This window comes from Pseudarthrobacter raffinosi (assembly GCF_023913735.1).
In the GTDB taxonomy this organism is placed as follows: domain Bacteria; phylum Actinomycetota; class Actinomycetes; order Actinomycetales; family Micrococcaceae; genus Arthrobacter; species Arthrobacter raffinosi.
The window spans coordinates 98,610-106,526 of sequence record NZ_JAMXBH010000016.1; the positions used below are offsets into that span (position 1 = coordinate 98,610).

Annotated in this window: 4 protein-coding genes; 3 read left to right on the forward strand and 1 reads right to left on the reverse strand. The window is 64.0% G+C overall.

Annotated features, from left to right (window positions below):
- The first annotated feature begins 5 nt into the window (after positions 1-5).
- The 3 genes from NG698_RS15480 to NG698_RS15490 are packed head-to-tail and all read left to right on the forward strand — an operon-like array spanning position 6 to position 7,589.
- The gene (locus tag NG698_RS15480; protein ID WP_308293042.1) at positions 6-2,087 is read left to right on the forward strand and encodes an alpha-1,4-glucan--maltose-1-phosphate maltosyltransferase; all 2,082 of its coding nucleotides are present in this window, start codon (positions 6-8) and stop codon (positions 2,085-2,087) included.
- Positions 2,084-3,880, forward strand: a complete 1,797-nt coding sequence (gene treS / locus NG698_RS15485) for a maltose alpha-D-glucosyltransferase (protein WP_252567160.1) — start codon at positions 2,084-2,086, stop codon at positions 3,878-3,880. Before NG698_RS15480 ends, treS begins: the two co-directional genes overlap by 4 nt.
- Position 3,881: 1 nt before the next feature.
- The gene (locus NG698_RS15490) at positions 3,882-7,589 is read left to right on the forward strand and encodes a 1,4-alpha-glucan branching enzyme (protein WP_252610863.1); all 3,708 of its coding nucleotides are present in this window, start codon (positions 3,882-3,884) and stop codon (positions 7,587-7,589) included.
- 142 nt (positions 7,590-7,731) lie between these two features.
- Here NG698_RS15490 and NG698_RS15495 read toward each other — a convergent pair.
- A partial coding sequence (locus NG698_RS15495; RefSeq protein WP_252610865.1) for a hypothetical protein occupies positions 7,732-7,917 on the reverse strand: 186 nt, incomplete at its 5' end.

Below are 7,917 nucleotides of genomic sequence, written 5' to 3' on the forward strand. Positions count from 1 at the left end.
AGCCTGTGACGACTAACTCAGTAACCCCTGCCGCCTCAAAGAAAAAGCCGAAAGGCCAAATCACCGACGGGCTAAGAATTGGCCGTTTTCCGATCACTGCAGTGCAGCCTGTGGTGGAGAGTGGGAAGTATCCTGCCAAGGCCCTGCCGGGGGAGGGAATTGTGGTGGGCGCCACGGCCTTCCGGGAGGGGCATGACCAACTGGGTGTCAGCGCGGTCCTCCTGGATCCCCGCGGGAAGGAACGCCAGCGCGTCAGGCTGGCGCCGCCCAGGGGGGAACGCGGCCTCGGTACCGACCGCTGGGAGGGCATCCTCACGCCGTCGGCCGTTGGAAACTGGACGTTTTTCATCGAGGCCTGGCACGACCGCTACGGAACCTGGCACCACAACGCCGAAGTCAAGGTGGCGGCAGGCATCGACGTTGAGCTGATGCTCGCCGAAGGATCGGCGCTGCTCTCGGAGGCGGCCGCCGACGCCTCCCGCAATGCGTCGGACCGGCGTACCCTGCGCATGGCGTCTTCCATTCTGGGCAACGGGTCCCTCACCGATGAGGAGCGTCTGGCAGCCGGCTTCGGCGCGGACGTCGCCGCCGTGGTGGACCGCCAGCCGATCCGCGAACTGATCACCGTTTCCGAGCAGTTCCCGCTGCTGGTGGAGCGCGATCTCGCAGGCCGTGGAGCCTGGTACGAATTCTTCCCCCGGTCCGAAGGCGCCGTCAGGGACGCCACCACCGGGGCATGGACGTCCGGGAATTTCAGGACCGCGGCGAAGCGGCTGGACGCGGTGGCGGAAATGGGCTTCGACGTTCTCTATATGCCGCCGATCCACCCCATCGGTATCCAGCACCGAAAGGGCCCCAACAACACCCTGATTGCCGGCCCGCATGATCCCGGCTCGCCCTGGGCCATCGGCGCCAAGGAGGGCGGCCACGACGCCATCCACCCGGAACTGGGCACGTTCGAGGACTTCGACGCCTTTGTTGCCCGCGCCAACGAACTGGGCCTGGAAGTCGCCCTGGACCTGGCGCTGCAGGCCGCGCCGGACCACCCCTGGGTGCAGTCCAACCCGGAATGGTTCACTACCCGGGTTGACGGGAGCATCGCGTACGCGGAAAACCCGCCCAAGAAATACCAGGACATTTTCCCGCTCAATTTCGACAATGATCCGGAAGGGCTTGCGAAGGAAATCCTGCGGGTCGTGTTGCTGTGGGTCAGCCATGGCGTGAAGATCTTCCGGGTGGATAATCCGCACACCAAACCGGTGTGGTTCTGGGAATGGCTCATTGGCCAGGTCAACAAGAAGACCCCTGGCGTAGTGTTCCTCGCGGAAGCGTTCACGCGCCCTGCCATGATGCACGCCCTGGGCCGGGCGGGCTTCCAGCAGTCCTACACCTACTTCACGTGGCGGAACACCAAAAAGGAAATCGAAACCTACTTCACGGAGGTCAGCCACGAGTCGCCGGCGTACTTCCGGCCCAACTTTTTTGTCAACACGCCGGACATCCTCACGGAATACCTGCAGTTCGGCGGTCCGGCGGCGTTCAAGATCCGCGCCGCATTGGCCGCCACCGCCAGCCCCCTGTGGGGCGTTTATGCCGGCTACGAACTTTATGAGCATGTTGCCCGCCCCGGCGCGGAAGAGTACATCGACAACGAGAAATTCGAATACAAAGCCCGTGACTGGGACGCTGCCGCTGCCTCAGGCCGGACCCTGGCGCCGTACTTGACCAGGCTCAACGCAATCAGGCACAACCACCCGGCGCTGCTGGACCTGCAGAATCTCACGGTCCACCACAGCACCGACGACGCCACGGTGGTGTACTCCAAGCACAAGACCCTGCCGGACGGCACCAAGGACACCATCATTGTGGTGGTCAACGTTGATCCGCACGCCATCAGGGAGAGCACTATTTCACTGGATCTGGCTGCGCTGGAACTGGACCCCGAGGATCTGTCGCCCAACGGCGGGTTCCGGGTGGATGACCTCATTTCCGGTGAATCCTGGGAATGGGGCGAATACAACTACGTCCGCCTGGACGCGCACGTTGAACCCGCCCACATCCTGAGCGTGAGGAGATTGCATCAGTGAGCTTTAACCCGCAGAGTTCCAGCCAGCATTTCACCCCCAAGAGCACCTTTGAGCTGAACGCCCCTGGCCTGGCCCACGATCCGCTCTGGTATCGGAAAGCTGTGTTCTATGAGGTGCTGGTGCGGGCCTTCGCGGATGCGAACGGCGACGGTTCGGGCGACTTCTCCGGCCTGATCGACCGGCTGGACTACCTACAGTGGCTTGGCGTGGACTGCCTGTGGCTGCCGCCGTTCTTCCAGTCGCCGCTGCGTGACGGCGGCTATGACATTTCGGACTACAACTCCGTCCTGGATGAGTTCGGGACCATCAGCGACTTCAAGCGGCTCGTGGCCGAGTCCCATGCCCGCGGCGTCCGGGTCATCATTGACCTGCCGCTGAACCACACCTCGGACCAGCACCCCTGGTTCCAGGAATCGCGCAAGGACCCGGACGGTCCCTTTGGCGACTTTTACGTGTGGAGCGACACTGACGAGAAGTACCAGGACGCCCGCATCATCTTCGTGGACACGGAGGAGTCCAACTGGACCTTCGACCCCATCCGCCGGCAGTTCTTCTGGCACCGCTTCTTCAGCCACCAGCCTGACCTGAACTTTGAGAACCCCAAGGTCATCGAAGCGCTCTTTGACGTGGTCCGTTTCTGGCTGGACCAGGGCATCGACGGTTTCCGGGCGGACGCCATCCCGTACCTCTTCGAGGAAGAGGGGACCAATTGCGAAAACCTGCCGGCCACCCATGACTTCCTGCGCAAGCTGCGGGCCATGGTGGATGAAGGCTACCCGGGCCGCGTCATCATCGCCGAGGCCAACCAGCCGCCCAACGAGGTGGTGGAGTACTTCGGAACAGCGGAAGAGCCCGAATGCCATATGGCCTTCCATTTCCCCATCATGCCGCGCCTCTACTACGCCCTGCGGGACCAGAAGGCCGCTCCGATCATCGAGACCATGCATGACACCCCGGAGATCCCCGAAGGGGCGCAGTGGGGAACGTTCCTGCGCAACCACGATGAACTGACGCTGGAGATGGTCACGGCCGACGAGCGTGCGGCGATGCTGGGCTGGTATGCCCCGGACCCCCGGATGCGCGCCAACATCGGGATCCGGCGCCGGCTTGCACCGTTGCTGGATAATTCCCGGGCCGAGATCGAACTGATCAATGCCCTGCTGCTGTCACTGCCTGGCAGCCCGTTCCTGTACTACGGGGACGAGATCGGCATGGGGGACAATATCTGGCTCGATGACCGCGATGCTGTGCGCACCCCCATGCAGTGGAACCCGGACCGGAACGCAGGATTCTCCAACGCTGATCCCGGCAAGCTCTACCTGCCGGTCATCCAGTCGCTGGTGTACAGCTACGGCATGGCCAATGTGGAAGCCGAGGCCGCCCACTCCGGTTCCCTGCTCCGCTGGACCCGGCAGATCCTCAGCGTCCGCAAGAACCACCCTGCCTTCGGGCTGGGCGCGTTCAAACATGTCGAAGCCGACCACGACGCCGTGGTGGCGTATCTTCGCGAACTGTCGGATGACAACACTGCAGGGCTGCCCGGCGAAACCATTCTGTGCGCCTTCAACCTTTCGCAGCACCCCGTCGCGGCAAAACTGCGGATTCCGCAGTTTGCCGGCCGCGGGCTGCGCGATGTGTTCGGGGGTCAGCCGTTCCCCGGGATCGACGACGACGGATCACTGACGCTGACCCTGGGAAGCCATGATTTCTTCTGGCTACGGGTCCGCTCGGCGACGTCCAATCCAGCCTCCCCGTACACGCAGGCACTGCCCATCCTGTCCATCGAGAACTGACATGGCCCAGCCCACCCTCACAGCCCCACTAAGCGCCGTCCTCCGCGAATGGCTTCCGCGCCAGCGGTGGTTCCCCGTGAAGACAGCCGATTTTTCGCTGGAACAGGCAGGCAGCCTGAGCCTTGAAGATGCCGCCGGGCAGGCCCGGCTGGAGATCTTCCTGCTGGCTGTTTCCTCCCGGACGGCCGACGGCGGTCTCCGGACTGACGTGGTCCAGGTCCCGCTGAGTTACCGGGCAAGTCCGCTTGCCGGAGCGGAGCGGGCACTGGTAGGCCAGGCCCCCGGGGCCGGCATGGCCTGGATCTACGACGCCGTTCACGATCCATCCTTTGTGTCCTCCTGGCTGGAGCTGATCCGGTCCGAAGCGGGCTCGAACACGGGCTCGGCGACGGGCCACCGCACCCGGTCGGAGCACCGACTGCCTACCGCCCACGGAATGGTCAAAGTCCTGTCCGGCGAGCAGTCCAACAGCTCTGTCATTGTTGACGACGGCGAGTCCGCGGCGATCGTGAAATTCTTCCGTGTCCTCTCCGAAGGGATCAACCCTGAGGTCGAGGTAGGGGCGGCACTGACGGCCCAGGGCACCTTCGAGGTTCCGGCCACGCTGGGGTGGGTCCGCGGGGAATGGCAAGCGCCGGCGTCATCGGGGCTCCCGGCACAGGAGCCATCGCAGGGCGAGCTTGCCGTAGCCCACGAATTCCTCGCCGGCGGCCGCGATGCCTGGCGCCTTGCCGTGGATGCCGCGCGCACCGGTGCTGATTTCACCGCCGAGGCGCATGCCCTGGGCGCTGCCACAGCCACAGTCCACCGGCGGCTGGCGGAAGCACTCGGCACAGCGGTTGAACCGGCCCCGGGTCAGCTCATTGCGCCAGGAGTAGCCAAGCGGGTCCGGCAGGCATGGGCGGAAGCCAGTGCCGCCGTCGGGCCTTACGACGACGCGCTAGGGGCTCTGCTTGGCGAGCTCGACGGCGTGCCCGCAGGGCCGCTGCAGCGGATCCACGGCGATCTCCACCTCGGCCAGATCCTGCAGGTCCCCGGCCACGGCGGCCAGCCCGGCCGGTGGGCCATCCTTGATTTTGAAGGTGAGCCACTGCGGCCCATCGCCGAACGCAACTTCCCCGATGTTCCGCTCCGGGACGTGGTGGGAATGCTGCGTTCCTTCGACTATGCGGCAGGCGCGGCGGAACGCGAATATCAGGGTGCGCGCGTTCCGGCGTCCTGGGTCGATGATTGCGCGGACGCGTTCCTTGCCGGCTATGCCGCAGTCACACCCGGCACCATCGACCGGACTTCACCGCTCTTTGTGGCATTGTGGCTGGACAAGGCCCTTTATGAAGTCGTATATGAATTGCGGAACAGACCTGACTGGCTGGCCATTCCAACGAATGCGTCCAGGCGGCTCCTCAGCGTTAAAGGCTCCGGCGATCAGGCCGGAGCAGCATCGGAAGGTATGAAAATGACAGGCTCAGCACGTACAGACCGGCCCCGGGTGCCTCTTCACGTGGACCCGGACACGTTGGCCCGCGTGGCGAACGGCGAACACCACGCGCCGCACTCAGTGCTCGGCGCCCACCTTGACGACCACGGCCATGTGACGGTCCGAACGCTTAAGCACCTCGCGGAGGCAGTGAGCGTGGTGACTGCCGTGGGCTCAGTGCCCATGACCCACGAAAACAACGGGGTATGGGTGGCAGTCCTCGAACCGCTGCAGGCCGGCCACGTCCCCGACTACCGGCTGGAAGTCACCTACGCCGGTGCCGCGCCCCTGACGGTGGATGAGCCGTACCGTTACCTGCCCACCGTGGGTGAAGTGGACCTGCACCTGATCGGCGAGGGCAGGCACGAGAAGCTCTGGGAAGTCCTGGGCGCGCACGTCCAGCACTACAAGTCCTCCCTCGGCGATGTTGACGGCGTCTCCTTTGCCGTCTGGGCACCGAACGCGCAGGCGGTCCGCGTCAAAGGTGACTTCAACGCCTGGGACGGCCGCGAAAATTCGCTCCGCTCGCTGGGATCCTCGGGCGTGTGGGAAGTCTTCCTTCCCGGCGTTTTAGCAGGGGCGTGCTACAAATTCGAGATCAAGTCCAAGAGCGGGCACTGGGTCGAAAAGGCGGACCCCTTGGCCTTCGGCACCGAAGTCCCGCCGCTGACGGCGTCCCGGGTGGTGGAACCGTCCTACGTTTTCAAGGACGCCGAATGGATGGCGGCACGCACCCAGCGTGACCCGCACAATTCGGCGATGAGCGCCTACGAGGTCCACCTCGGATCCTGGCGCCTTGGCCTGGGCTACCGCGAGCTCGCCAAAGAGTTGGTGGACTACGTCAAGTGGCTGGGCTTCACGCACGTTGAGTTCATGCCCGTGGCCGAACATCCCTTCGGCGGCTCCTGGGGCTACCAGGTGACGTCCTACTTTGCGCCGACGTCGCGCTTTGGCCATCCGGACGAATTCCGGTACCTGGTGGATTCCCTGCACCAGGCCGGAATCGGCGTGCTGCTGGACTGGGTTCCGGCGCACTTCCCCAAGGATGCCTGGGCGCTGGCTCAGTTCGACGGCGAACCCCTGTACGAGCACGCCGACCCGAACCTGGGCGAGCACCCCGACTGGGGAACGCTGATCTTCGACTTCGGCCGCACCGAGGTACGGAACTTCCTGGTGTCCAACGCGCTGTACTGGCTTGATGAGTTCCACATCGACGGACTCCGGGTTGATGCGGTGGCCTCGATGCTGTACCTGGACTATTCGCGCGAAGACGGGCAGTGGTCGCCCAACCGCTTTGGCGGACGCGAGAACCTGGAAGCCATTTCCTTCCTCCAGGAAGTCAACGCCACCGTCTACAAGACCCACCCGGGCGCGGTGATGATCGCCGAAGAGTCCACGGCTTTCCCCGGTGTCACCGCCCCCACAAGCCACGGCGGCCTGGGCTTCGGGCTCAAGTGGAACATGGGCTGGATGCACGACTCCCTCAAGTACGCCTCCGAGGACCCGATCAACCGGAAGTGGCACCACGGTACGTTGACGTTCTCGATGGTCTACGCGTTCACCGAGAACTTCCTTCTCCCCATCAGCCACGACGAAGTAGTGCACGGCAAGGGCTCCATGCTCCGGAAGATGCCGGGGGACCGCTGGCAGCAGCTGGCCAACCTGCGCGCCTTCTTTGCCTACCAGTGGGCGCACCCGGGCAAGCAGCTCATTTTTATGGGCACCGAATTCGGCCAGGAGGCTGAATGGTCCGAGCAGCATGGACTGGACTGGTACCTGGCCGACATTCCGGCGCACCGCGGATTGCAGCTCCTCACCAAGGACCTCAACGAGCTCTACAGCTCGACGCCGGCCCTCTACGCTCGGGACAACGAGCCCGGTGGTTTCCAGTGGATCAACGGTGGGGACGCCGACCGCAATGTCCTGACGTTTGTCCGCTGGGACAAGGACGGCAATCCGTTGGTGTGCGCCGTTAACTTCTCCGGCGGGCCGCATGTGGGCTATGTCCTCGGCGTTCCCGCTGCCGGGGCCTGGACCGAAGTGCTCAACACTGATGCTGCGGCCTACGGCGGTTCAGGTGTTTTGAATGGCGGCGAGCTGATTGCCCTGGACGAAGGGCTTGATGGCCAGCCGGCATCGTTGACCGTGACGCTGCCGCCTTTGGGTGCGGCGTACTTCAAACCCGTTCCCTTGGCGGCCGGCGGACCGAAAAGTGTGAACCCGCTCTCTTAAGTGCGCGGCGAAAAGCCCGGAATTCCTTGAGATTCCGGGCTTTTTGCCGCCCTCAGGGTGGGGGTGCGGGGGGCTGTTCGGGGCTTGGTTGGCCATCCCGGCAAAGTGGTGGTAGAGTTTATTTCCGCGCTGCTCCACGGAGTCAGACCGAAAAAACCGACACGAAAGCCTCAGGCTGAGAACGTCGCGGATGCCGGTTTGACAAGAGTGAGACCAGCGGGTAAGTTTGAAAAGTTGCTCCGGAGCGATCTACGGCCGATTGATTGGTTGTGGTGGTGCCGGGTGTGTCTGTTGTTTGAGAACTCAATAGTGTGCCAAGTTTGTTGAT

Coding starts and splice junctions, on each gene's coding strand:
- NG698_RS15490 (WP_252610863.1), top strand. CDS start 3,882: ATGGCCCAGCCCACCCTCACAGCCCCACTAAGCGCCGTCCTCCGCGAA.